General features: G+C 59.4%; 19 protein-coding genes and 1 other RNA gene. 13 read left to right on the top strand and 7 right to left on the bottom strand.

All coding sequences use genetic code 11. The features are described 5' to 3' along the window. Positions 1-38: 38 nt before the first annotated feature. Positions 39-662, top strand: a complete 624-nt coding sequence (gene argO, locus KOL70_RS20500) for an arginine exporter ArgO (RefSeq protein WP_021506651.1) — start codon at positions 39-41, stop codon at positions 660-662. Here the strand turns inward: argO and KOL70_RS20495 are convergent. After that, the gene (locus KOL70_RS20495) at positions 641-2,917 is read right to left on the bottom strand and encodes an FAD-dependent oxidoreductase (RefSeq protein WP_371824679.1); all 2,277 of its coding nucleotides are present in this window, start codon (positions 2,915-2,917) and stop codon (positions 641-643) included. The genes argO and KOL70_RS20495 overlap by 22 nt on opposite strands. Before the next feature lie 61 nt (positions 2,918-2,978). Between KOL70_RS20495 and KOL70_RS20490 the strand changes: the two genes are divergently transcribed. After that, positions 2,979-3,677 (top strand): IclR family transcriptional regulator, encoded by a 699-nt coding sequence (locus tag KOL70_RS20490; RefSeq protein WP_021506653.1) that lies wholly within the window; start codon positions 2,979-2,981, stop codon positions 3,675-3,677. Here KOL70_RS20490 and KOL70_RS20485 read toward each other — a convergent pair. Continuing rightward, positions 3,664-4,971 carry an MFS transporter gene (locus tag KOL70_RS20485; RefSeq protein ID WP_166710971.1) on the bottom strand — a complete coding sequence of 436 codons (1,308 nt, stop codon included), beginning with the start codon at positions 4,969-4,971 and terminating at the stop codon, positions 3,664-3,666. The genes KOL70_RS20490 and KOL70_RS20485 overlap by 14 nt on opposite strands. Positions 4,972-5,190: 219 nt before the next feature. Between KOL70_RS20485 and KOL70_RS20480 the strand changes: the two genes are divergently transcribed. Further along, a complete protein-coding gene (locus KOL70_RS20480; RefSeq protein ID WP_215481490.1) occupies positions 5,191-5,922 on the top strand; it encodes an oxidative stress defense protein in 732 nt (243 codons plus the stop codon). A 115-nt stretch (positions 5,923-6,037) separates the two neighbouring features. Here KOL70_RS20480 and KOL70_RS20475 read toward each other — a convergent pair whose 3' ends face one another. Beyond that, positions 6,038-6,943, bottom strand: a complete 906-nt coding sequence (locus tag KOL70_RS20475; RefSeq protein WP_021506656.1) for a LysR family transcriptional regulator ArgP — start codon at positions 6,941-6,943, stop codon at positions 6,038-6,040. Between the two features lie 182 nt (positions 6,944-7,125). Here KOL70_RS20475 and rpiA point away from each other — a divergent pair, with 182 nt between their 5' ends. Both rpiA and serA read left to right on the top strand, forming a co-directional pair. Continuing rightward, on the top strand, positions 7,126-7,785 hold the full coding sequence (rpiA, locus tag KOL70_RS20470) for a ribose-5-phosphate isomerase RpiA (RefSeq protein ID WP_021506657.1): 660 nt from the start codon (positions 7,126-7,128) through the stop codon (positions 7,783-7,785). A 279-nt stretch (positions 7,786-8,064) separates the two neighbouring features. Beyond that, positions 8,065-9,303, top strand: a complete 1,239-nt coding sequence (gene serA, locus KOL70_RS20465; RefSeq protein WP_021506658.1) for a phosphoglycerate dehydrogenase — start codon at positions 8,065-8,067, stop codon at positions 9,301-9,303. 30 nt (positions 9,304-9,333) lie between these two features. Here serA and KOL70_RS20460 read toward each other — a convergent pair whose 3' ends face one another. From KOL70_RS20460 to zapA, 3 genes are all read right to left on the bottom strand, one after another. Further along, complete coding sequence (locus tag KOL70_RS20460) at positions 9,334-9,939, bottom strand: 5-formyltetrahydrofolate cyclo-ligase (protein ID WP_058771549.1); 606 nt, start codon at positions 9,937-9,939, stop codon at positions 9,334-9,336. Positions 9,940-10,009: 70 nt separating this feature from the next. Continuing rightward, positions 10,010-10,193: non-coding RNA, 6S RNA (gene ssrS / locus KOL70_RS20455), on the bottom strand. A gap of 39 nt (positions 10,194-10,232) precedes the next feature. Then, positions 10,233-10,562, bottom strand: a complete 330-nt coding sequence (zapA, locus tag KOL70_RS20450) for a cell division protein ZapA (RefSeq protein WP_021506660.1) — start codon at positions 10,560-10,562, stop codon at positions 10,233-10,235. A 170-nt stretch (positions 10,563-10,732) separates the two neighbouring features. On the opposite strand from zapA, the gene KOL70_RS20445 reads away from it, so the two are divergent. The 8 genes from KOL70_RS20445 to KOL70_RS20410 all read left to right on the top strand — a co-directional run bounded on the left by KOL70_RS20445 (position 10,733) and on the right by KOL70_RS20410 (position 20,936). Beyond that, positions 10,733-11,314 carry a YecA family protein gene (locus KOL70_RS20445; protein WP_031279479.1) on the top strand — a complete coding sequence of 194 codons (582 nt, stop codon included), beginning with the start codon at positions 10,733-10,735 and terminating at the stop codon, positions 11,312-11,314. 50 nt (positions 11,315-11,364) lie between these two features. Further along, the gene (pepP, locus tag KOL70_RS20440; protein WP_021506662.1) at positions 11,365-12,687 is read left to right on the top strand and encodes a Xaa-Pro aminopeptidase; all 1,323 of its coding nucleotides are present in this window, start codon (positions 11,365-11,367) and stop codon (positions 12,685-12,687) included. Next, a complete protein-coding gene (gene ubiH, locus KOL70_RS20435; protein ID WP_215481489.1) occupies positions 12,684-13,862 on the top strand; it encodes a 2-octaprenyl-6-methoxyphenyl hydroxylase in 1,179 nt (392 codons plus the stop codon). Before pepP ends, ubiH begins: the two co-directional genes overlap by 4 nt. Before the next feature lie 20 nt (positions 13,863-13,882). After that, positions 13,883-15,085 carry an FAD-dependent 2-octaprenylphenol hydroxylase gene (gene ubiI, locus KOL70_RS20430; protein ID WP_215481488.1) on the top strand — a complete coding sequence of 401 codons (1,203 nt, stop codon included), beginning with the start codon at positions 13,883-13,885 and terminating at the stop codon, positions 15,083-15,085. A gap of 555 nt (positions 15,086-15,640) precedes the next feature. Further along, the gene (gene gcvT, locus KOL70_RS20425) at positions 15,641-16,738 is read left to right on the top strand and encodes a glycine cleavage system aminomethyltransferase GcvT (RefSeq protein ID WP_215481487.1); all 1,098 of its coding nucleotides are present in this window, start codon (positions 15,641-15,643) and stop codon (positions 16,736-16,738) included. A 22-nt stretch (positions 16,739-16,760) separates the two neighbouring features. After that, a complete protein-coding gene (gcvH, locus tag KOL70_RS20420) occupies positions 16,761-17,147 on the top strand; it encodes a glycine cleavage system protein GcvH (RefSeq protein ID WP_215481486.1) in 387 nt (128 codons plus the stop codon). A gap of 98 nt (positions 17,148-17,245) precedes the next feature. Further along, entirely contained in the window at positions 17,246-20,119 is a 2,874-nt protein-coding gene (gcvP, locus tag KOL70_RS20415) for an aminomethyl-transferring glycine dehydrogenase (protein WP_021506667.1), read from the top strand. 73 nt (positions 20,120-20,192) lie between these two features. Beyond that, a complete protein-coding gene (locus KOL70_RS20410; RefSeq protein WP_215481485.1) occupies positions 20,193-20,936 on the top strand; it encodes an SDR family oxidoreductase in 744 nt (247 codons plus the stop codon). Between the two features lie 60 nt (positions 20,937-20,996). On the opposite strand, the gene KOL70_RS20405 is transcribed toward KOL70_RS20410, so the two are convergent. Next, complete coding sequence (locus tag KOL70_RS20405) at positions 20,997-22,436, bottom strand: 6-phospho-beta-glucosidase (protein ID WP_058757093.1); 1,440 nt, start codon at positions 22,434-22,436, stop codon at positions 20,997-20,999. Between the last annotated feature and the right edge of the window lie 83 nt (positions 22,437-22,519).

The following is a 22,519-nucleotide window of genomic DNA, read 5'->3' as shown; positions in this document are numbered from 1 at the left end:
ATACTGCACAGCAACACCACTTTTTCAGGAACTCTTCTGTGTTATCTGTTTACTTACAAGGGCTTGCCCTTGGTGCTGCGCTGATCCTGCCGTTAGGCCCGCAGAACGCCTTTGTCCTGAACCAGGGCATTAAGCGCCATTACCATTTGATGACCGCATCGTTGTGCACACTGAGCGATATTGCGCTGATCTGTGGTGGAATATTTGGCGGCAGCGCGCTGTTGCAGCAGTCGCCGGTTCTGCTGATGCTGATCACCTGGGCTGGCGTGGCGTTTCTGCTGTGGTACGGCTGGGGCGCGCTGCGCAGTGCCTGGCAGGGCGATGTCACGCTGGCGTCAGAGGCGGCACTGAAGCAGGGGCGCTGGCGCATTGTCGCCACTATGCTGGCGGTGACCTGGCTCAATCCGCATGTCTATCTCGACACCTTCGTGGTGCTCGGCAGCCTCGGCAGTCAGCTGCCGTCGGCGGAGGCGCGCCGCTGGTTCGCTTTCGGCACCGCCAGCGCCTCGCTGCTGTGGTTTTTCGGTCTGGCGCTGCTGGCCGCCTGGCTGTCGCCGCGCCTGCGCACCGTGCGGGCGCAGCGCATCATAAATCTGCTGGTGGGCGGCGTGATGTGGTTTATCGCCCTGCAGCTGGCGCGTCAGGGCATCGCCGGCTGGTGATGCACATGCAGGCCGTAAAACGCGGGCAGGGCGCCTGCGCTGGCCAGCAGCTCCAGCCGAATCTGGCGGAACGCGGTATCCGGGGGCAGCGTATGATGGCACAGCGAGTGATGATTATCGCTGACCTCGGCCAGCAGCCTGTCATCCAGCCACAGGCGATAGTGGGTAGTGCAGTGCGGCGTCACCGCCTGCGCATGGCCCATCTGCACCGTTTCCATCGCATGATCGAAATCGTTATCGAACAGCAACGTAATCTGGCTGGCGCGCTGCGCGTCCGGCCACTGCCAGCACACCCACGGCTGGCGATCGTCCGCCGCCGGCAGCCAGCCGTTGGTGTGGCTTTCCGGCCGCAGTTTACCGTTGAGCAAATAGTCGCAGTGCCACAGCCGCAGCGGCGTCGCCAGACTAAACGCGATCAGGATCTGATTAGGCGCGCGGCGCGGTAGCCAGAAATCAAACTCATCCACGCCGTAATCGCCGTCGTTTATCTGTCGGGTGCGTTTCGCGACGCGCGGATTGAGACTGTTAAATACCATCATAATGCCCGGCAGGCGCTGGCGGGTGAGCGCCACTTCAACCGCCGGATTTTCTTCAAAGGCGATAAACAGGTAGCGATCGCACTCCGCACGGTAGTCAAACGGCAGCGAATACGCCTCTTCACCGCTAATCTGCAGGCTGTGTGTGGCCAGCAGCCGATCGCCGCAGGTATTGGCCGGATTGTCGCTGGTCAGCAGTGAAACCTGCAGCGTCTGCGCGGATGACGCCCGCAGCCGCACCGTCAGCGCCGGCAGGCGTTCTCCGGCTTTAAGCGGCAGCAGCAGGGCGCAGCGTGAGGTAAGGGCGTGCCAGCCGCCATCCGCGGGCAGGGCGTGCAGCGCGAAGGTGCTGCTGGCGCTGACCTGAGCGGCACCGGCCGGATGCGCCAGCTGCTGACGCGGAATGTACGCGCCGTGGCGCAGCAGCTGTTGCTGCAGCTGACCAATATGCTCCGGCTGCGCCAGCTGACGCGGTGTCTGGTTATGCTGCTGACACAGCGCCGCCGCGCGGCCCACCACTTCGCCCAGCACGCCACAGGTGCACATCACGCGCGCGCTGCCAAAGGCTACGTGCGTGGCAGAGATAAGCCGGCCGGTCAGCAGCAGATTATCCAGCGACTGGCTGTACAGCGCCCGAAACGGAATGGTGTAAGTGCCTTTGCTGTGGAACTGGCGGCAGCCGTCGTGAGCGCTGTACACGCCGTCGGCCGGATGCAGGTCAATCGACCAGCCGCCGTAGGCCACCGCATCGTAGTGGTCGCGCTGCGCGATGATATCCTGCTGACACAGCAGGGCATCGCCGAGAAAGCGTCGGCTCTCACGCTTGCCGGGAATCAGCCCGACCCATTCAATGGTCAGCGTGTCGGCATCGGCAAACTCGCCGGAGTTTTTGATGTAATCCCACACGCCCCAGACAATCTTCCACAGCTCCCACTTGATGGTTTCGCTTTCATGCACGGTATCCAGCCGGCCGCCCCACTCAAGCCACCACAGATCGCAGCCGTTGAGATCGGAGCTCAGGCGTTTATAGCGCGGAATGGCGGTGATCTCTTTCAGCGCGAAGGATGGCGGTACAAAGCGCACCGGCTGCGCGCTGCGTTTGGTATAAAAATAAATCGAGTGGCCGAGCTTGTGGCCAAACTGCTCGCCCGGCGCCATTTTTTCGCCAAACTCCTGCGGTGATTCTGCGCCGACACGGTGCGCTGCCCCGGCCAGATAGCCGAGCACGCCGTCGCCGCTGGCATCGATAAACTGGTCGGCCGTCACGCGATAGCGGGTCTGATTGATGGCGTTGAAAGCCTGAACCGCCTGCAGGCGCTGCGCGGATTTTTCGATGTCGCTGACCACGGTATTGAGCAGCAGCGTCAGGCGCGGCTGCGCCTGCACGATGTCCAGCAGCACCATGTCGAACAGCACCGGGTTGCCCTCTTTGTTGCGCCACAGGTTCTCCTCCATGATCTCGCCCATGATGCCGCCTTCACGCGCCCAGCGGTTGTTATTACCCATATGCGACGTCGCGCCGTTGGCCCACAGCCGCACTTCGCTGGAGGCGTTGCCGCCGAGCACCGGGCGATCCTGAATCAGCACCACCTGCTGGCCCGCGCGTGCCGCAGCCAGCGCGGCGCAGACGCCAGCCAGACCGCCACCGGCGACCAGCACATCGGCGTGTAACGACTGCAACGGAAAGGCACGCGCGGCCTGAGAAGAGAAAGTTTGCATCATGAGGTTACTCCCGCCTGAAGGCTGCTAAGATTGAATTTTTACCGTCACAAGGTGATTTATGTCTTCGCAACCCAACCAGAGCCTGATTGACGGAATTCGCTGCCTGCAATATCTGGTCTCCAGTGACAAAGCGGTCGGCGGCCGTGAACTGGCGCGCCAGATGGGGATGAACAGCACGCGGGTAAATCGTCTGCTGATGACCATGGCGTCCATCGGCCTGACGATTCAGGATGAACACCGGCGCTATCTGCCGGGCCCGGGCATTCATGCGCTGGCGGCGCAGGCCATTCGTGGATCGTCGCTGTTTGCTTCGGCACTGCCGCAGCTGGAGGCGCACGCGCCGCGCGATATCGTGGTGGCGCTTGGCGTGCTGTGGGAGGACCAGGTCATCTACATCTGGCACTCGGAGCCCGGCGAGCGCACCAGTACCAGCCAGGCGCTGGCCGGATTCCGCATGCTGCCCGCGTGGCAGTCGGTGATTGGCGTCGCGCTGCTGGCGGCGGAGAGTGACGAGGTGCTGCGGCCACGCTTCAGTGACGAACAGTGGGCGCAGATTGCGCCGCTGCTGGCGCGCAAACGCACCGGGGATTATCTGGTGTGGCATCGCGAGGACGGCGAAATCAGTATGGCGCAGCCGATCAATAACAATCGTGCGGCGCTGGCCTTCGCCAAAATCTGGCAGGCCGATGAAGCCCAGCTGGCGCAGCGTCTGCAACAGCTGCACGCGCTGGCGAAACGGCTCATCAGCGCGCGCTGACATGGTCAATTTTTCCTACCACAAACAGATAGCTGCAGATGCCAATAGCGGCCAGCACGGCGATAAAGGCCAGCGCCGGCGCGAAGTTGCTGCCGTCAATCAGGGCGCCGATGGCGATCGGCACCACGATTGATGACAGCGCGCCGGTAAAGTTAAATACGCCGCCGGCCAGACCGATCAGATGGCGCGGCGCCAGCGCGGTAACAAACACCCAGGTGATGGTCGCCAGGCCATTACCAAAAAACGCCAGCGACATAAAAAGGATGATCAGCCGTGAATCTTCGGTGTAGTTAGCACCCAGAATAAACAGCGTGAGGAACAGGCCGAGGATCACCGGCAGCTTGCGCGCCACGCTGGCTGACACGCCGCGCCGGATCATGCGGTCTGAGGCAAAGCCAGCCAGCAGCACACCACAAAACGCCGCGAAGTAGGGCAGCGACGCCACGTAGCCGCTCTTGATAAAGTCCATGTGGCGATACTCCACCAGATAGGTGGGAAACCAGGTTAGGAAAAACCAGAAGGTGGCGGAGATGGTGAACTGGCCAATATAGATGCCGACCAGCTTGCGGCTGCGAAACATCTGCGCCAGATCGGCCCAGCGTGCACGCGGCGCCTGGCTGCCCTGGCGATTTTCCAGCAGTGCGCCGTTGTCACGCAGATAGTTAAGTTCAGCCTCTGATACACCTTTGTGCTGGTGCGGCTCGCGATACAGCAGATACCACACCAGCGCCCAAATCATGCCCGCCACGCCGGTAATCAGAAACAGCCCGCGCCAGCCAAACGCAGCCTGCACGTGAAACAGCAGCGGCGTCATACAGGCGAGGCCAACAAACTGTGCGGACGAGTAGATGCCAATTGCACTGGCACGCTCCTGCTCGGGGAACCAGCTGGAAATCACCCGATTGTTAGCCGGCATCACCGGTGCCTCGAAGGCGCCGACGCCGAGGCGCAGACCGAACAGCGCGCCGAAGCTGCTGGCAAAAGCGTGCAGCGCGGTGATCAGCGACCAGGCAAACAGCCCCGCGCCGTATACCAGCCGCGCACCGAGACGATCGATCAGGAATCCGCCGGGAATTTGCAGCGCCGCATAGATCCAGCCGAACGCCGAGAAGATCAGCCCCATCTCCAGCGGCGAGAAGCGCAGTTCACCGGCCATCTGCGTGGCGGCCACCGACAGGTTGGTGCGATCCATGTAGTTAATGATGATGTTGATAAACACCAGTGCCAGCATCATAAAGCGTGTGCGTCCGGCTCGCACGCTGACCGCGCTTTGGCTAAGTGGCTGTTCTGTCATAATACAACTCTCCCGAGGGGCAGAAGTGTTTCTTTAATAGAAACGCAGGCGGCGCTTTTCAGCGAATCTGTAGCGATAAATTTGCGATCGCGGATACGTTAAACCTGAGCAAAGCCGAACTTTTTGCTAATTTCAAACTCAGACCATCACGCATAGTAATGTGTTTTGGGTTTCGCCATAGTGGCGACCTGCAAATTGAACCCTTCAAGGAGGACTTTCGTGAAACTGAAAGCACTGGCGCTGGCCGCCGTAATGAACACGGGCGCACTGTCCGGTCTGGTCCAGGCGGGAGAAGTGCCGAACGGACCGCACGTGGTGACATCAGGACAGGCCAGCGTGGATGCCCGTCCGGATATGGCTACGCTCTCCATCGTGGTGAATGTTTCGTCGAAAGACGCGGCGGATGCAAAAAAACAGGCTGACGACCGCGTGGCGCAATATTTTGATTTCCTGCAAAAGAACGGCATCGAGAAGAAAGATATTGATGCGGCTAATCTCAGCACCCAGCCGGAGTATGACTACACCAAAGAGGGTAAATCGGTGCTGAAAGGCTACCGTGCGGTGCGTCAGGTGGAAGTGACGCTGCGCCAGCTGGATAAGCTGAATGAGCTGCTGGACGGCGCGCTGAAGTCGGGCCTGAATGAGATTCGTTCTGTCGAGCTGGGCGTGGCTAACGCAGACAGCTACAAAGATCAGGCGCGTAAAGCGGCGATTGCCAATGCCACACAGCAGGCGAGCGCCCTGGCGGAAGGCTTCAATGCCAAACTGGGCCCGGTGTACAGCATTCGCTATCACGTGGCTAACTACCAGCCGATGCCGATGGCGCGCATGTACAAAGCGGCCGGTGCCGCAGCGGACACCACCGCGCAGCAGACCTACGAACAACAGAGCATCCATTTTGACGATCAGGTGGATGTGGTGTTCGAAATCAAACCGAATACGGCGCAGTAAGTTAGCCTGTAAAATTGTAGCGGCGCGATTCATCGCGCTTTCCAGCAGCAGAACCGCTGTTAAAACGCGCGATGAATCGCGCAGCTACGACTATTGTGCGCTAATCTGAAGGGCGCTAAGCCGCAACTTCATCCTGGCGCAATACGCGGTGGCCGTGGGCAATCAGCGCATCGGTCACGCTGCGCATCAGACGGCTTTCCGGCGCGAAACGGTGCCAGTACAGCATCCGGCGCTGATACAGACCCGGCGTCAAATCAACCAGCTCTCCCTGCGCCAGCTCGCGCTCAATCTGCAGGTGCGGAATCATACAGCACACCGATCCCTGACGCGCCAGCTGCACAAAAGCCTCTGACGAGTTCACGATGTGGCACGGCACGCTGCCCGGCGATAAATCAAAGTTCTGCTGCAAAAAGGCCTGATGCATATCGTCGAGGTGATCAAACGCCACCGCCGGGGCTTTCAGCAGCGCCGAGCGCGTCACGCCATTGGGGAAATAGCGCGCGGCAAATTCCGGCGAGGCGCAGAACAGATAGTCCAGCGCACCCAGCTGATCCACCAGGCAACTTGGCAACGGCTGCGGCTGGATACTCACCGCGCCGACCACTTCACCGCGCCGTAAACGCTCCTGCGTACGGGTTTCATCTTCCACCTGCAGATTCAGGCGCACCGGCGAGTCGGCCAGCACATCTTTCAGCGCCGGCAGCAGCCAGGTCGCAAGACTGTCGGCGTTCACCGCCAGCGACAGCAGCAGCGGCGTGGTGCCACCGTTATCATCGCCCAGCCACTCCTCTTCCAGCAGCTCCACCTGATGCAGCAGCGCCAGCAATTTTTGTCCCTGCTCGGTCGGTCGCGGCGGCACGGTACGCACCAGCAGTGGCTGACCAAATAAATTTTCCAGCTGTTTAATGCGCTGCGACACCGCAGACTGCGTGATGCACAGCTTTTGGGCGGCACGCTCAAAGCCGCGTTCGCGAATCACAGCATCCAGCGCCTGAAGCGTTCGATAATCCGGGCGTTTCATTGTTGTTCTCTCTCGTTCAGGGTGGAAACTACTATGCCATAAAACGGCGAAGCTGTGCGGCCGACGCGTTTTTGCGGGCTGGCTTCCAAAGGCTTACATCCAACGTCGGTCAGCCGCGCTTTTTGACAGCGCCTTGTTTTATACTACGCGCACTTCGATGTCGCACAGGTTTTAAACATACCATGACCCAGGATGAACTGAAAAAAGCGGTAGGTTGGGCAGCGCTGCAGTACGTGCAGCCAGGCACCATTGTTGGCGTAGGCACCGGTTCAACGGCGGCGCACTTTATTGACGCGCTTGGTACGATCAGGGATCAGATCGAGGGGGCGGTTTCCAGTTCGGAAGCCTCAACCGAAAAGCTCAAATCGCTGGGTATTCCGGTGTTCGATCTCAACAACGTGGATGCGCTGTCGGTGTATGTCGACGGGGCTGATGAGATCAATCCACAGATGCAGATGATCAAGGGCGGCGGTGCGGCGCTGACGCGCGAGAAAATTGTCGCGGCGGTGGCGCAGAAATTTATCTGCATCGCGGATGCGTCCAAGCAGGTCGATGTGCTGGGCAACTTCCCGCTTCCGGTGGAGGTGATTCCGATGGCGCGCGCTTATGTGGCGCGGGAGCTGGTAAAGCTGGGCGGCCTGCCGGAGTATCGTCAGCACGTGGTTACGGATAACGGCAACATTATTCTCGACGTACATAATCTGCGCATCCTTGACCCGATTGCGCTGGAAAAAACCATCAATGCGCTGCCGGGCGTCGTCACCGTGGGGCTGTTTGCCGCACGCGGAGCGGATATTGCGCTGATTGGCACGCCGGACGGCGTGAAAACCATCACCAATTGATCTCACCGGCGCGCCGCCAGCGCCGGTTATTTCCATCCGCAAAACATCTTTTCTTGCTGCAGTGAAATTTGGTGACTTATGTCACAAATGATTCATCAACAGCAGGTTCGTACTTTGCGCTCTCGTCATCTCACGATTTTGTGTGGATTTGTGTTGTCTGCACGTGGGCGCGTGCTGGCGTGCAGGCAATCGTTTGTATTGCCGCGCCGGAAAATTTTGATATTTTGACAGAAGGCTACCTTATGGTAGTCCTCGTTGAATTCTGAATAGGGTCGGGAAATGGCAAAGGTATCACTGGAAAAAGACAAGATTAAGTTCCTGCTGGTGGAAGGCGTTCACCAGAGTGCGCTGGATAATCTGCGCGCCGCAGGTTACACCAACATCGAGTTCCACAAAGGCGCACTGGATGCTGAGACGCTGAAGTCCTCCATCCGCGATGCCCACTTCATTGGTATCCGTTCCCGTACCCAACTGACTGAAGAGATCTTCGCGGCGGCTGAAAAGCTGGTGGCGGTTGGCTGCTTCTGTATTGGTACTAACCAGGTTGATCTCAGCGCGGCAGCGAAACGCGGCGTGCCGGTGTTCAACGCCCCGTTCTCCAATACCCGTTCGGTCGCGGAACTGGTAATCGGCGAAATGCTGCTGATGCTGCGCGGCATTCCGGAAGCCAACGCCAAAGCACACCGCGGCATCTGGAATAAAATCGCCACCGGTTCGTACGAAGCGCGTGGTAAGAAGCTGGGGATCATTGGCTACGGCCATATCGGGATGCAGCTCGGCGTGCTGGCGGAAAGCCTCGGTATGCACGTATTTTTCTACGATATCGAAAACAAGCTGCCGCTGGGCAATGCCACCCAGGTGCGCCATCTCTCTGACCTGCTGAACATGAGTGATGTGGTCAGCCTGCACGTGCCGGAAACGCCGTCCACGCAGAACATGATTGGCAGCGAAGAGCTGGCGCTGATGAAGCCTGGTGCGCTGTTGATCAACGCCGCGCGCGGCACCGTGATCGACATCCCGGCGCTGTGTAATGCGCTGGCCAGCAAGCACCTGGCTGGTGCCGCCATCGACGTCTTCCCGGTTGAACCTGCAACCAATAGCGATCCGTTTAACTCGCCGCTGTGCGAATTCGACAACGTGATCCTGACGCCGCACATCGGCGGATCAACGCAGGAAGCGCAGGAGAACATTGGTCTGGAAGTGTCTGGCAAGCTGGCCAAGTACTCTGACAACGGCTCGACGCTCTCCGCAGTAAACTTCCCGGAAGTCTCGCTGCCGATGCACGCCGCCAGCGCCAGCCGCCTGCTGCACATCCATGAGAACCGCCCGGGCGTGCTAACCGCCATCAACCAGATCTTTGCCGAGCAGGGCATCAACATTGCCGCTCAGTATCTGCAAACCTCGCCAGTGATGGGTTATGTGGTTATCGATATTGATGCCGAAGAGGATGTGGCGGAGAAAGCGCTGCAGCTGATGAAGGCGATTCCGGGCACCATGCGCGCCCGTCTGCTGTACTGACAGTGCAGGGCGCCGCTGGGCGCCCTGTCTTTATCCTGCCAGCGTTTCCCACTGCCACAGCTTTGACGGCGTCAGAATCGCCGGCAATGGCACATCCCAGGCCGCCACCGGCAGCGCATCGACGCGCTGGCAGTCGTGCGCAATACCCAGCGGTAAAAAGCCATGCTGCTGCCAGTGTTGTAGCGTGCGATCGTAAAAACCCCCGCCCATGCCTAAGCGTTGTCCCTGCGCGTCAAACGCCACCAGCGGTACCAGCATCACATCCAGCTGATCGAGTGTGGCCAGCTGCGTAATATCCAGCGGCGGCTCAGGGATGCGCAGCTTGTTAGGTCGCAGCGGGGTTTCTGGCGTGTAGCGCAAAAAAAGCAGGTGACCGGGCGCAAACGGATGCAGCACCGGCAGAAAGACCTGCTTCTTTTGCTGCCACAGTTTGGCAATCAGCGGTCGTGTATTGATTTCGCCATCGACGGAGAGAAACAGCGCGATGCGTTGTGCGCTGGCCAGCGGGGCAAAATTGATGGCATGTTCAGCCAGCAGATCGGCGGCCTCAACCTGTTGCTCAGGCGTAAGATTGCGACGCAGATGGCGCACATGCTGACGAATATCCTGTCGGTCGAGAAGAGAAGGTGCTGGCATGATGTCCCCGGCTGATAAGGCTGTTGATAGCCACATTATCACACCGGGAATAACAGGGTGGAACTAAGAGGAGATCTCCGAGATGCCGCCGCAGGCTGTAACCCTTGAACCCTTGGTTCAAGGTGAGTATGCCGTCGTAACCATCAGGCTTCTCGGACGGACCGAGCATGCTCACAGGTTACAGAGCGTCACACTCTGTTGGTATGAAATATCGGCTCAGGGGACTGGCCCGCTTGCAAACATCTCAGAGAAAATTGACTTCACCGTTACTCTAACACGAGTACCATGAAGTGTTATTCGAATTTAGGGCCCTGACGTTCAGTTATGCGACCTTGCTCAACTAATGCCTGCTCAATGGTCTGCTGCAGCATACGGATGCGTTGTTCCATATTGGCTGCGTAATCGCGCGTTTTACCTTTCTCTTGTGCCAGCTCGTGGCAAATGTTTAACGCGGCGATGAACACCAGCTGCTCTGTATTTGTGACTCTAGTGCGAACTTTTAAATCTTGCAACCGTTGATTGAGATCCTCTGCGGCCAGATTCAGCGCATCTTGCTGTTCAGGCGGACAATTAACTCTCAATGAACGACCAAAAATCTGAATATCTACCGGTTGTGCAGACATGCCACCATCCTGACTGATTACTTCGTTCGCATCTCCCTTACCTGTCAATGGGTTGGGAGGTGCGCAACTATATAGACCCGCGTGATAAGTTACAACCCCTTTTCTGGAAACCCTGAGGCACCTGGTGGTAGCATAACACGAACTTATTCTGCCAACGACGACCAAAGCTTATGTCTTTACAGAACGCAACACCCACTTACAACGCGCTGGCCGCGGCACTTTCCCAGCAGGGCGTAGGCATGACGCCCGCCGAGATGCACGGACTGCTGTGTGGCATTCTGTGCGGCGGCAATCAGGACAGCAGCTGGAAAACCCTGGTGCACGACCTGACTAACGAGGGCATGGCGTTCTCGCAAAGCCTGTCGCAGCCGCTGCAGGCGCTGCATGAAAACCTGGCCAACACGCTGGATGAAGAGGGTTTCCTGTTCCAGCTGATGCTGCCGGATGAGGAGGACATCACGGTGTTCGATCGTGCTGACGCGCTGGCCGGCTGGGTCAATCACTTCCTGCTGGGCCTGGGCGTGACGCAGCCGAAGCTGGAAAAAGTGACCGGTGAGACCGGCGAAGCGATTGACGATCTGCGCACCATTGCGCAACTTGGCTACGATGAAGATGAAGATCAGGAAGAGCTCGAACAGTCGCTGGAAGAGGTGATTGAGTACGTACGCGTTGCCGCGCTGCTGTGCCATGACACCTTCACCCGGCCACGCACGCCGACCGCACCGGAAGTACAAAAACCTACGCTACACTAAGCGCGTCATCGTGGGCAGGTCGCTGCCCGTTTTCTACAGGGAGTGCAAATATGATTACACTGGAAACCTTCCGGCAACGTCGTCAGGCGCTGATCGCCCGCATGGCGCCCGGCAGCGCGGCTTTGATTTTTGCTGCACCTGAAGTGACGCGCAGCAACGACACCGAATATCCCTTTCGCCAGAACAGCGATTTCTGGTACTTCACCGGCTTCAACGAGCCGCAGGCGCTGCTGGTATTAATCAAGAGCGATGACAATCATAACCACAGCGTGCTGTTTAACCGCGTACGCGACCTGACGGCAGAGATCTGGTTCGGGCGTCGGCTTGGTCAGGAAGCCGCACCGGCGAAGCTGGGCGTTGACCGCGCGCTGCCGTGGGATGCGATTGACGAGCAGCTGCACCAACTGCTCAACGGACTCGATGTGGTCTATCACGCACAGGGTGAATACGCGGAAGCGGATACGCTGGTGTTCAGCGCGCTGGAGAAATTGCGCCGTGGTTTCCGGCAAAACCTCAGCGCGCCGGCGACGCTGACCGACTGGCGTCCCTGGGTGCATGAGATGCGCCTGTTTAAAAGCGAAGACGAGATCGCCATTCTGCGCCGCGCAGGAAAAATCAGCGCGCTGGCACATACCCGCGCGATGCAGGCGTGCCGTCCCGGCATGTTTGAGTATCAGCTGGAAGGCGAAATCCATCACGAATTCACCCGCCACGGCGCGCGCTTTCCGTCGTACAACACTATTGTGGGCTCCGGTGAGAACGGCTGCATTCTGCACTACACCGAAAACGAAAGCGAAATGCGCGACGGCGATTTGGTGCTGATTGATGCCGGTTGCGAATTCCATGGCTACGCCGGCGATATTACCCGCACCTTCCCGGTTAACGGTAAATTCAGCCAGCCGCAGCGCGAGATCTACGACATCGTGCTCGCCTCGCTGTATAAGGCGCTGTCGATGTTCCGCCCGGGCATCAGCATCCATGAAGTCAACGACGAAGTGGTGCGTATCATGATCACCGGTCTGGTCGATCTGGGCATTCTGGAAGGCAATATCGATACGCTGTTTGAAGAGCAGGCGCACCGTCCGTTCTTTATGCACGGCCTTGGTCACTGGCTGGGGCTGGACGTGCATGACGTCGGCCACTACGGCACGCCCAGCCGCGACCGCCTGCTTGAGCCTGGCATGGTGCTCACCGTTGAACCGGGCCTATATATCGCGCCGGATGCCAAAGTGCCGGCGCAGTATCGCGGCATCGGTATCCGTATCGAAGACGACATCGTCATCACCGCCGACGGTAATGAAAACCTGACCGACAGCGTGGTAAAAGACGCTGAGGCGATCGAAGCACTGATGGCGGCGGCGCGCAGCGTATGAGTATCCTGATTGCAGGCGGCGGTATGACCGGCGCCACGCTGGCACTGGCGATTTCGCATCTGACGCAGGGCCAGTTGCCGGTGACGCTGATTGAACGTCATCAGCCGGACAGCCGCGCGCACCCGGGCTTTGACGGGCGCGCCATCGCGCTGGCGGCGGGCACATGTCAGCAGCTGGCGGAAATTGACCTGTGGCGTTCGCTGGCGGATTGCGCCACGCCCATTACCCACATCCACGTTTCCGATCGCGGGCACAGCGGGTTTGTTCAGCTGCAGGCTGAGGATTATCAGCTGTCGGCGTTGGGCAACGTGGTCGAGCTGTATGACGTGGGACAGCGCCTGTTTAAACGTCTGCGTGAGGCACCCGGCGTGACGCTGTGCTGCCCGGATCACGTGACCTCAGTAACCCGCAGCGCCGATAGCGTGCAGGCGACGCTCAGCAGCGGCGCAACGTTACAGGGCGCGCTGCTGGTGGCCGCTGACGGCGCACGCTCGCCGCTGGCGGCATCCTGCGGCATGCGCTGGCAGCGCGACGACTACCAGCAGCTGGCGGTGATTGCCAACGTCGCGACGCAGTTGCCGCATCAGGGCCGCGCGTTTGAGCGCTTCACCCGGCATGGCCCGCTGGCGCTGCTGCCGATGTCCGGCAACCGTCTGTCGCTGGTGTGGTGTCATCCGGCGACGGCCGAAGCCACGGTTAAGCAGTGGGACGATGCCACCTTCCTGCATGAATTACAGCGCGCCTTTGGCTGGCGGCTGGGGCGCTTTACTCACGCCGGCCAGCGCGAAATCTATCCGCTGGCGCTACAGACCGCAGAGCGTCAGGTGACGCACCGGCTGGCGCTGGTCGGCAATGCGGCGCAGACGCTGCATCCGATCGCCGGGCAGGGCTTTAACCTCGGACTGCGCGATGTGATGTCGCTGGCGGAAACCCTTGCGGCGGCGCATCGTCACCAGCAGGATCCGGGCAGCCACGCGGTGTTGCACCATTTTGCTGCGCGCCGCCAGCCGGATCGCGCGGCGACCATTGGCGTCACCGACGGTCTGGTGCGGCTATTCGCCAACCGTTATGCCCCGCTGGTGGCAGGACGAAATCTTGGGCTGGTGGCAATGGACCACCTGCCATGGCTGCGAAACCCACTTGCCGTGCGCACGCTCGGCTGGGTTAAGCGTTAAGCATGAATTAAGGGGCAGCAATGCAAACATTTGATGTGGCGATTGCCGGGGGCGGCATGGTCGGTCTGGCGGTGGCCTGTGGCTTACAGGGCAGCGGCCTGCGCGTTGCGGTGCTGGAAAAAGCGCCTGAGCCACAATTTGATGCGGCGGCGCCAGCGTCGGTTCGCGTCTCGGCCATCAACGCCGCCAGCGAGCGTCTGCTGCAAAAACTCGATGTCTGGTCCACCATTCTCGCGCTGCGCGCCAGCGCGTATCACGGCATGGAAGTGTGGGATCAGGACAGCTTTGGCTCGATCAGCTTTGATGACGAGCAGCAGGGGCTGTCGCACCTCGGACATATCATTGAAAACGAGGTGATTCACAGTGCGCTGTGGCAGCGCGCCAGCCAGTGCAACGAGGTGACGCTGATTGCACCGGCTCAGCTGCAGCAGGTGGCGTTTGGCGATAACGAAGCCTTTATTACCCTGCAGGACGGCAGCATGATGAGCGCGCGCCTGCTGATTGCTGCGGACGGGGCCAACTCGTGGCTGCGTGACAAAGCGGATATCCCGATTACTTTCTGGGATTACGAACATCACGCGCTGGTGGCCAACGTACGCACCGATATGCCGCACGATGCCATTGCGCGCCAGGTGTTCCACGGCGACGGCATTCTGGCCTTCCTGCCGATGCAGGATCCGCACCTGTGCTCCATCGTCTGGTCGCTGTCACCGCAGGAAGCGACGCGACTGCAATCCATGCCGGAAGCGCTGTTTAACCAGCAGTTGTCGGTGGCATTCGATATGCGCCTTGGTCTGTGCCAGGTGGAAAGCGAACGGAAAACTTTCCCGCTGATGGCGCGTTACGCCCGCAACTTTGCTGCGCACCGGCTGGCGCTGGTGGGCGATGCGGCGCATACCATCCATCCGCTGGCCGGGCAGGGGGTTAACCTCGGCTTTATGGATGCCGCCGAGCTGATTGGCGAAATCCGCCGTCTGCATCAGCAGGGCAAAGATATCGGCCAGCATCTCTATTTGCGGCGTTATGAACGCAGCCGCAAGCACAGCGCAGCGCTGATGCTGGCTGGAATGCAGGGTTTCCGTGAGCTGTTTGCCGGGCACCATCCGGCGAAAAAACTGCTGCGCGACGTCGGGCTGAAGCTGGCCGACACGCTGCCTGGCGTGAAGCCGTTACTGCTGAAGCAGGCCATGGGCCTCAACGACCTGCCCGGCTGGATCCGCTAACCCTCCTTATTACGGCACCCTTTCAGGTGCCGTTTTTCCTGCACTGACGTTACGCGATCGCCCTCAAGGGTGGGCGTGGCAGTCGGCTGCCGCTCATGAATCACCGAACTGCACAGCGTTGTCGCCATCCATCGCGACCCTGTGCGCACCCGGTAACGCCACTGCAAAACCCGCCCCGGCACCATTATTGTGCATCGCTGCACCCAAATTGCCCTTCATTTGATTTATTCTAATTTCAGGTCTCAATTCGCATTACTTTAACTAATCCAAAATGCTTTTTGCTCCCGAACCATTTCCCTTGTCTGCGGCACAGGTTCCATTATTCGGCTGAATTACTGCGCGACAGGTGAATTATATGCGCGGTAAATCACATAAATGCAGTGAGATGTGCTGGTGTCACTGCCGGGGCAGCCCAAAGGATGATAAGGTTTCACCCTCGTTTTCCTTATGGTTAATTGCCGGATTCGGTGGTAACTTCAGCGTAAAGAGAACGTTTGCGTCGCTCAAAACTGACGGCGCAGGCGCGTCACACTCACTTGTCTTCACAGGATGGTTATGACTCAGCAAACGCCTCTATTCGAACAGCATCAGGCCTGCGGTGCCCGCATGGTGGACTTCCACGGCTGGATGATGCCGCTGCACTACGGCTCGCAAATGGATGAGCACCATGCGGTGCGCAACGATGCCGGAATGTTTGACGTTTCCCACATGACCATTGTCGATCTGCACGGCGCGCGCACCCGTGAATTTCTGCGTTACCTGCTAGCCAACGACGTCGCCAAACTGACTCAGCCCGGCAAAGCCCTCTATACCGGCATGCTGAATGCTTCAGCTGGCGTCATTGATGATTTAATTGTTTACTTTATGAGCGAAGATTTCTTCCGCCTGGTGGTCAACTCCGCCACGCGCGAGAAGGATCTGGCGTGGATCGCTGAGCATGCGCAGCCGTTTGGGGTTGCGCTCACCGAGCGTGACGATCTGGCGCTGATCGCCGTACAGGGACCGAACGCGCAGCAAAAAGCACAGAGCCTGTTTAGCGCGGCACATCGTGACGCGGTTGCAGGCATGAAGCCGTTCTTTGGCGTACAGGCCGGCGATCTGTTTATCGCCACGACCGGTTATACCGGTGAAGCCGGTTATGAAATCGCCCTGCCTGCCGCTCAGGCCGCAGATTTCTGGCAGCAGCTGCTGGCCGCGGGCGTGAAACCAGCCGGACTGGGCGCACGCGATACGCTGCGTCTCGAAGCTGGCATGAATCTGTATGGTCAGGAGATGGATGAAGGCGTTTCGCCGCTGGCCGCCAACATGGGCTGGACCATCAGCTGGGAGCCCGGCGACCGTGATTTCATTGGCCGTGAAGCGCTGGAAGCGCAGCGCGAGAACGGCACGGAAAAACTGGTCGGGCTGGTGATGACCGAAAAAGGCGTGCTGCGTAACGGTCTGACGGTGCGCTTTACCGATGCGCAGGGCCAGCCGCAGCAGGGCATCATTACCAGCGGCTCCTTCTCGCCAACGCTGGGCTACAGCATTGCGCTGGCGCGCGTGCCGGCCAGTATCGGTGAGCAGGCGAATGTTGAAATCCGCAATCGTGAAATGCCGGTGAAAGTGACTAAACCTATTTTTGTTCGCGCCGGCAAGCCGGTCGCTCAGTAATTTTTTTTCAGGAGAAATGGCGATGAGCAATGTGCCAAATGAATTGAAGTACCGTGATAGCCACGAGTGGGTGCGTAAAGAAGCTGACGGTACGTTTACCGTGGGCATCACCGAACACGCGCAGGAACTGCTGGGCGACATGGTGTTTGTCGACCTGCCTGACGTGGGCGCCAGCTTTGCCGTCGGTGACGACTGTGCGGTAGCCGAATCCGTGAAAGCGGCATCGGATATCTATGCCCCGCTGAGCGGTGAAATCGTGGCGGTCAACGAAGAGCTGGGCGATGCCCCGGAGCTGGTGAACAGCGAACCGTACGCCGCCGGCTGGCTGTTCCGCATCAAAGCCAGCGACGAGTCCGAGCTCGACGCGATGCTCGATGCCGAGGCCTATAAAAAGTCCATCGACGAGTAACCGGTAGTTTCTGAAGGTGCCGCACTGCGGTGCCTTCTTTTTTATCTGCCTGATTTAATGCCATTTTGTCACCCAGCCCGATTCAGGATGTACTGTAAATGACCCAGACTCTCAGCCAGCTCGAACATAACGGTGCTTTTATTGAGCGCCATATCGGTCCTGATGCCGCGCAGCAGGCCACCATGCTGGAAGCGATTGGTGCCAGCTCGCTGGCTTCGCTGATCGCTTCAATTGTGCCTGCTGATATCCAGCTGCCAGGCCCGCCGGCGGTAGGCGATGCCGCGACTGAACAGCAGGCGCTGGCAGAGCTGAAAGCCATTGCCAGCCAGAATCAGCGTTACAAATCCTGGATTGGAATGGGTTACAGCGCCGTGATCACCCCGCCGGTGATTCTGCGCAACATGCTGGAAAACCCGGGCTGGTACACGGCGTACACGCCGTATCAGCCGGAAGTTTCGCAGGGCCGTCTGGAAGCGCTGCTCAACTTCCAGACCCTGACGCTCGATCTCACCGGGCTGGATATTGCTTCAGCTTCGCTGCTGGATGAAGCCACCGCGGCCGCCGAAGCGATGGCGATGGCTAAACGCGTCAGCAAGCTGAAAAACGCGACCAAATTCTTTATCGCCGATGACATCCATCCGCAAACGCTGGATGTGGTGCGCACCCGCGCCGAAACCTTTGGCTTTGAGCTGATTATCGATCGCGCCGAAAAAGCCCGCGAGCACGACGATCTGTTTGGCGTGCTGCTGCAGCAGGTCGGTACCAGCGGAGAAGTGCACGACTACCGTGAACTGATTGCTGAGCTGAAAAGCCGCAAAGTGGTGGTGAGCGTGGCGGCGGATTTCATGGCGCTGGTGCAGCTGGAAGCGCCGGGCAAACAGGGTGCTGATATCGTCTTCGGTTCCGCCCAGCGCTTTGGCGTACCGATGGGCTACGGCGGTCCGCACGCGGCCTTCTTTGCCAGCCGTGATGAGCACAAGCGCTCCATGCCGGGCCGTATCATCGGCGTGTCACGCGATGCCGCCGGTAACACCGCGCTGCGCATGGCGATGCAGACGCGCGAACAGCACATCCGCCGTGAGAAAGCCAACTCCAACATCTGTACTTCCCAGGTGCTGCTGGCGAATATCGCCGGCCTGTACGCGGTTTACCATGGCCCGGCTGGACTGAAGCGCATCGCCTCGCGCATTCACCGCCTGACCTCGATTCTGGCAGCAGGCCTGCAAAACGGCGGCCTGAAGCTGCGCCATCACAGCTGGTTCGATACGCTGACCGTTGAAGTCGCGGACAAAGCGGCGGTGCTAAACCGTGCGCTGAGCTTCGGAGTCAATCTGCGCAGCGATATCCTCAATGCGGTTGGTATCACGCTGGATGAAACCACCACGCGTGAAGACGTGCTGGCGCTGTTTGCCATTCTGCTGGGTGACGCGCACGGTCAGGATATCGAGGCGCTGGACGCCGCGGTGGCGGCGGAAAACAGCGCTATTCCGGCAGGCCAGCAGCGTACCAGCGAATTCCTTACCCATCCGGTGTTCAACCGTCATCACAGCGAAACTGAGATGATGCGCTACATGCACAGCCTGGAGAAAAAGGATCTGGCGCTGAATCAGGCGATGATCCCGCTCGGCTCATGCACCATGAAACTGAATGCCGCCGCCGAAATGATTCCGATCACCTGGCCGGAATTCGCTGAACTGCACCCGTTCTGTCCGGCAGAGCAGGCGAGCGGTTATCTGCAGATGATCGGTCAGCTGTCCCAGTGGCTGGTCCAGCTCACCGGTTACGATGCGCTGTGCATGCAGCCGAACTCTGGTGCGCAGGGCGAATACGCCGGTCTGCTGGCCATCCGTCGCTATCATGAGAGCCGTAATGAAGCGGGCCGCACGATCTGTCTGATTCCGAGCTCGGCGCACGGTACCAACCCGGCGTCCGCGCAGATGGCGGGCATGGCAGTCGTGGTGGTGGCCTGTGATAAGCAGGGCAACATCGATCTCGGCGATCTGCGTGAAAAAGCAGCGCAGGCCGGTGACGCGCTGTCGTGCATCATGGTGACCTACCCGTCGACGCACGGCGTCTACGAAGAGACCATTCGCGAAGTGTGCCAGATCGTGCATCAGTACGGCGGCCAGGTGTACCTCGACGGCGCAAACATGAACGCGCAGGTCGGGATCACCACGCCTGGCTACATTGGCGCTGACGTGTCGCATCTCAACCTGCACAAAACCTTCTGCATTCCGCACGGCGGTGGCGGTCCGGGCATGGGACCTATCGGGGTAAAAGCGCATCTGGCACCATTCGTACCGGGCCATAGCGTGGTGCAGATTGACGGCGTGCTGACCCAGCAGGGCGCGGTTTCTGCGGCGCCGTTCGGCAGCGCATCTATTCTGCCCATCAGCTGGATGTACATTCGCATGATGGGTGCCGAAGGGCTGAAGCAGGCCAGCTCGGTGGCGATTCTCAACGCCAACTACATCGCCAGCCGGCTGCAGTCGGCGTACCCGATTCTGTACGCCGGCCGCGACGGCCGCGTGGCGCATGAGTGCATTCTCGACATTCGTCCGCTGAAAGAGCAGACCGGCATCAGCGAGCTGGATATCGCGAAACGCCTGATCGACTATGGCTTCCATGCGCCGACCATGTCGTTCCCGGTCGCCGGCACGCTGATGGTCGAGCCGACCGAATCTGAGAGCAAAATCGAGCTGGACCGCTTTATTGACGCGATGCTGGCGATCCGCATGGAAATCGATCGCGTGGCCGACGGTGAATGGCCGGCTGACGACAACCCGCTGGTGAATGCACCGCATACCCAGATGGAAATCGTCGGCGACTGGACTCATCCGTACAGCCGCGAGCTGGCGGTCTTCCCGGCCGGCAGCGCCAACAAATACTGGCCGACCGTTAAGCGTCTCGACGATGTGTTTGGCGATCGCAATGTGTTCTGTTCATGCGTTCCGATGAGCGAATACCAGTAATCAGCAGGCATAATCCAAACCCTTCAGTAATACTCAAGGCCGATTTGTCGGCCTTTTTTTATGGGAGAAGCATATGGATCTGGCACTGGTCACCGGCGGTAGCCGCGGAATTGGACGGGCAACATCGCTGCTGCTGGCGCAGGCAGGTTATCGCGTGGCAATCAATTTCCGGCAGCGCGAAGCAGAAGCGTTGCAGGTAGTAGCAGATATCGAAGCGCAGGGCGGCAGCGCGTTTGCCTTACAGGCGGATATTGCCGATGAAGCGCAGGTGGTGCGCATGTTCCGCCAGCTGGATCAGCAGCCGGGCGCGCTGCGCGTGCTGGTGAATAACGCCGGAATTCTCTTCTCCCAGTGCCGGGTTGAGGATCTGGATGCTGCGCGCATTCAGCGCGTGCTGGCAACTAACGTCACCGGCACGTTTATCTGCTGCCGCGAAGCGGTAAAACGCATGAGCACCGCACACGGCGGTCAGGGCGGCGCCATTGTTAACGTCTCGTCAGCGGCCGCGCGTACCGGTTCGCCCAATGAGTATGTCGATTATGCGGCGTCGAAAGGCGCGATGGACACGCTGACCAGAGGATTGTCACTGGAAGTGGCGGCGCAGGGGATTCGCGTCAACAGCGTGCGGCCAGGGCTGATCTACACCGATATGCATGCCGACGGCGGCGAGCCGGGGCGCGTTGATCGTCTCGCGGCATCGCTGCCGATGCAGCGCGGCGGCCAGGCGGAGGAGGTCGCTGCCGCCATCGCCTGGCTGGCCAGTGACGCCGCTTCATACGTCACCGGCAGCTTTATTGATGCATCAGGCGGCCGTTGAGCCGCACTTCACAGCCTGTCTGCGCGCGGCGCACATCTATACGTCGCGCGCCATTAGCGGTTACAACACTTCACCATTGCTGGCAATCACCTGCTGATACCAGGCGAAACTCTTCTTCTTCGAGCGGGCAAAGCTGCCGCTGCCGTCATCGTTTTTATCGACGTGGATAAAGCCGTAGCGCTTGCTGTACTGGCCGGTGGTAAAGGAGACGCAGTCGATGCAGCCCCACGGCGTATAGCCCAGCAGATCGACACCATCCAGCGCCACCGCTTTTTTCATCTCTTCAATGTGCGCGCGCAGATAATCAATGCGGTAGTCATCTTCGATCACGCCCTCAGCATTGGCTTTATCAATGGCACCAAAGCCGTTCTCAACGATAAACAGCGGCTTCTGGTAGCGCTCATACAGCGCATTCAGCACGTAGCGCAGGCCGACCGGATCAATCTGCCAGCCCCAGTCAGACGCTTTCACATGCGGGTTAGGCACTACGCCGTCGAAGCCGGTGATCGGGTCGTCGACGCCGCTGGCTTTGGTGTCCACCGCGTTGCTCATGTAGTAGCTGAAACCGATGTAGTCGCAGCAGCCCTGACGCAGCGTTTCGGCGTCATCGGCTTCCATCGCAATGTGATAGCCCTTGCGCGCCCACTCTTTCAGCGTGTAAGCCGGGTACGCGCCGCGCATCTGCACGTCGCTGAACACGTAGCGCTGATGCATCGACTCCTGCGCGCGCATCACGTCATCCGGATGGCAGGAGAACGGATAGACCGGTACCATGGCGATCATGCAGCCAATCTGGAAATCCGGGTTGATTTCGTGGCCGCGCTTCACCACTTTGGCACTGGCAACGAACTGGTGATGCATCACCTGATACATCGTCTGCTCCGGCTTTTCATGCTCTGTGAACACGACGCCGGAGCAGCAGTAGCCGAACAGCGGATACTGCCAGTTGCGCTGATTATTGATTTCATTGAAGGTCATCCAGTACTTCACCTTGTGGCGATAGCGCGTCATCACCACGTCACTGAAGCGCACAAAGAAATCGACCACTTTGCGATTAGCCCAGCCGCCGTACTCTTTAACCAGATGATAAGGCATCTCAAAGTGCGACAGGGTAATCACCGGTTCGATGCCATATTTCAGCAGTTCATCAAACAGGTCATCGTAAAATTGCAGGCCGGCTTCATTGGGCTGCAGTTCATCGCCGTTGGGGAAAATGCGCGTCCAGGCAATCGAGGTGCGGAAGCATTTGAAACCCATCTCGGCAAACAGCGCCACGTCCTGTTTGTAGTGCGAATAGAATTCCACCGCCTGATGGTTGGGATAGTGCTGGCCGGGCTGAACGCCGGGCGTGATGACGCGATCTACGCCGTGTGCGCCGCCGGTGAGAACATCGGCGATACTGACGCCTTTGCCGCCCTGATCCCAGCCGCCCTCAACCTGATGGGCTGCCACCGCGCCGCCCCAGAGAAATCCGCTGGGTAACTGCAATCCTTCACTCATTTCAATACCTCGTCACGCTGTTGGCGAAAATAATACTGCCCGCAGTGTAACAACTGAAATAGCAAAGTCACGCTATAACACCG

The organism is Pantoea sp. B270, assembly GCF_018726825.1.
Lineage (GTDB): Bacteria > Pseudomonadota > Gammaproteobacteria > Enterobacterales > Enterobacteriaceae > Pantoea > Pantoea dispersa.
Note: the sequence above shows the minus strand (reverse complement) of the source record. Positions and strands in the feature narration are given on the sequence as shown.

What these genes read in the sequence shown, in the direction of transcription:
- KOL70_RS20495 (WP_371824679.1), bottom strand. Translation starts at nt 2,917, where the DNA reads ATGCAAACTTTCTCTTCTCAGGCCGCGCGTGCCTTTCCGTTGCAGTCG.
- KOL70_RS20490 (WP_021506653.1), top strand. Translation starts at nt 2,979, where the DNA reads ATGTCTTCGCAACCCAACCAGAGCCTGATTGACGGAATTCGCTGCCTG.
- KOL70_RS20485 (WP_166710971.1), bottom strand. Translation starts at nt 4,971, where the DNA reads ATGACAGAACAGCCACTTAGCCAAAGCGCGGTCAGCGTGCGAGCCGGA.
- KOL70_RS20475 (WP_021506656.1), bottom strand. Translation starts at nt 6,943, where the DNA reads ATGAAACGCCCGGATTATCGAACGCTTCAGGCGCTGGATGCTGTGATT.
- rpiA (WP_021506657.1), top strand. Translation starts at nt 7,126, where the DNA reads ATGACCCAGGATGAACTGAAAAAAGCGGTAGGTTGGGCAGCGCTGCAG.
- serA (WP_021506658.1), top strand. Translation starts at nt 8,065, where the DNA reads ATGGCAAAGGTATCACTGGAAAAAGACAAGATTAAGTTCCTGCTGGTG.
- KOL70_RS20460 (WP_058771549.1), bottom strand. Translation starts at nt 9,939, where the DNA reads ATGCCAGCACCTTCTCTTCTCGACCGACAGGATATTCGTCAGCATGTG.
- zapA (WP_021506660.1), bottom strand. Translation starts at nt 10,562, where the DNA reads ATGTCTGCACAACCGGTAGATATTCAGATTTTTGGTCGTTCATTGAGA.
- KOL70_RS20445 (WP_031279479.1), top strand. Translation starts at nt 10,733, where the DNA reads ATGTCTTTACAGAACGCAACACCCACTTACAACGCGCTGGCCGCGGCA.
- pepP (WP_021506662.1), top strand. Translation starts at nt 11,365, where the DNA reads ATGATTACACTGGAAACCTTCCGGCAACGTCGTCAGGCGCTGATCGCC.
- ubiH (WP_215481489.1), top strand. Translation starts at nt 12,684, where the DNA reads ATGAGTATCCTGATTGCAGGCGGCGGTATGACCGGCGCCACGCTGGCA.
- ubiI (WP_215481488.1), top strand. Translation starts at nt 13,883, where the DNA reads ATGCAAACATTTGATGTGGCGATTGCCGGGGGCGGCATGGTCGGTCTG.
- gcvT (WP_215481487.1), top strand. Translation starts at nt 15,641, where the DNA reads ATGACTCAGCAAACGCCTCTATTCGAACAGCATCAGGCCTGCGGTGCC.
- gcvH (WP_215481486.1), top strand. Translation starts at nt 16,761, where the DNA reads ATGAGCAATGTGCCAAATGAATTGAAGTACCGTGATAGCCACGAGTGG.
- gcvP (WP_021506667.1), top strand. Translation starts at nt 17,246, where the DNA reads ATGACCCAGACTCTCAGCCAGCTCGAACATAACGGTGCTTTTATTGAG.
- KOL70_RS20410 (WP_215481485.1), top strand. Translation starts at nt 20,193, where the DNA reads ATGGATCTGGCACTGGTCACCGGCGGTAGCCGCGGAATTGGACGGGCA.
- KOL70_RS20405 (WP_058757093.1), bottom strand. Translation starts at nt 22,436, where the DNA reads ATGAGTGAAGGATTGCAGTTACCCAGCGGATTTCTCTGGGGCGGCGCG.